The sequence below is a fragment of the Streptomyces sp. SID5785 genome, assembly GCF_009870065.1.
In the GTDB taxonomy this organism is placed as follows: domain Bacteria; phylum Actinomycetota; class Actinomycetes; order Streptomycetales; family Streptomycetaceae; genus Streptomyces.
The window spans coordinates 1-1,248 of the sequence record NZ_WWIA01000284.1 but is presented as its reverse complement, the minus strand read 5'-3'; the positions used below and the strand labels follow the sequence as shown (position 1 = coordinate 1,248).

General features: G+C 74.8%; 1 protein-coding gene. It reads right to left on the bottom strand.

The annotated features are described in order from the left end of the window. Positions 1–870: PepSY-associated TM helix domain-containing protein (locus GTW43_RS08915; RefSeq protein WP_343245939.1), on the bottom strand; the 870-nt coding region annotated here is incomplete at its 3' end. Positions 871–1,248 lie beyond the last annotated feature (378 nt).

The following is a 1,248-nucleotide window of genomic DNA, read 5'->3' as shown; positions in this document are numbered from 1 at the left end:
GGCGGCGCGCGCGGGCAGGGCCGTGGACACCGTCGGGGTCGGTCCGGCGAGCGCCGACTGGATCGTGTCGATGCTCGCGCCGGCGTGCACGGACCACGTCATGCCGGTGACCGACAGCCCCAGCAACCCGACGGCGGCCCACACACCGGCGGTGGCGTGCCAGGAGAGCGTGCGTCTGCGTCCCTTCGGCCCGCCCCGCGGGACGAACACCCGGCGCACGCGCCCTCGCGAGCGCGGCGCGGTGAGCCACAGGGCGAGCCCGCCCAGCACCTCCACCCACAGCCAGCTCGCCGCCAGTTCGCTGTACAGACGGCCCGGTTCACCGAGGTTCAGATGCCGGTGGAAGCCGTCCACCCAGGCCCGCACCGGCAGCCACCACCCCGCGAACGTCCTTTCCTGTCCCAGCACTTCGGCGGTGTACGGGTTCACGAACGCGGTCTGCGTGGTGTTCTCCGGCAGACCCGGCCGCTCGAAGACGACCCGCGTGCTGTCCGTGCGGCCGGGAGCGGGCGTCACCGAGGACAGCGTGCCGTCGGGAACCGCCGTGCGCGCCGCCGCCACCTGGTCCGACAGCGGTGCGGGCACACCGTGCGGGGTGACCTCGAGCTCGTGCCGGTAGACGACGGCCTCGATCTGGGGCGTCGCGGTGTACATCAGCCCCGTGGCCGCGGCGACCAGCAGGAACGGGCCGATGACGACACCGGCGTAGAAGTGCAGACGGAGCAGCAGCGGGCGCAGTCCGGCCCACGACACGGGCGGCCGGGTTCCGCCCGGCGGCGCGCAGGCCCGCGCGCCCCGTCCGGGGTCCGCGTCCGCGGAGCCGTCCTCCGGGGCAGGGCGGACGGGTTCGGGCGTGCCGGTGTCCGTCACCGTCCGCACTGTGCGGCTCTGCGCCATAACGGGCCTTTCTGCAGGGGAAGTCCAGCGGTCCGGTGTAGTGGTCGGACGCGCGGGCCGCCGAGTTCCCGGCGGGCCGCAGGTCGGCGCGGCGACGCGTTCCGGGGACTCCTGCGTCGCTCGAGCGGCGGGATGGGACGATGAGAGCGCCATGACTGCCGGACGGTGCGCACGCGTAGTACGGACGGGGTTGTTCACGACCCTCTGCGTCGCGCTCGCCTGCCTGGGACACGTCCTCATGTCGGGCGCCCCCGTGCCCTGGTGGGTGCTGCCCGGAGCGGTCGCGTCGACCGCCGTCGTCGGCTGGGGCCTCGCCGCGTTCGAGCGCTCCCCGCGCACCGTGATCGCGGG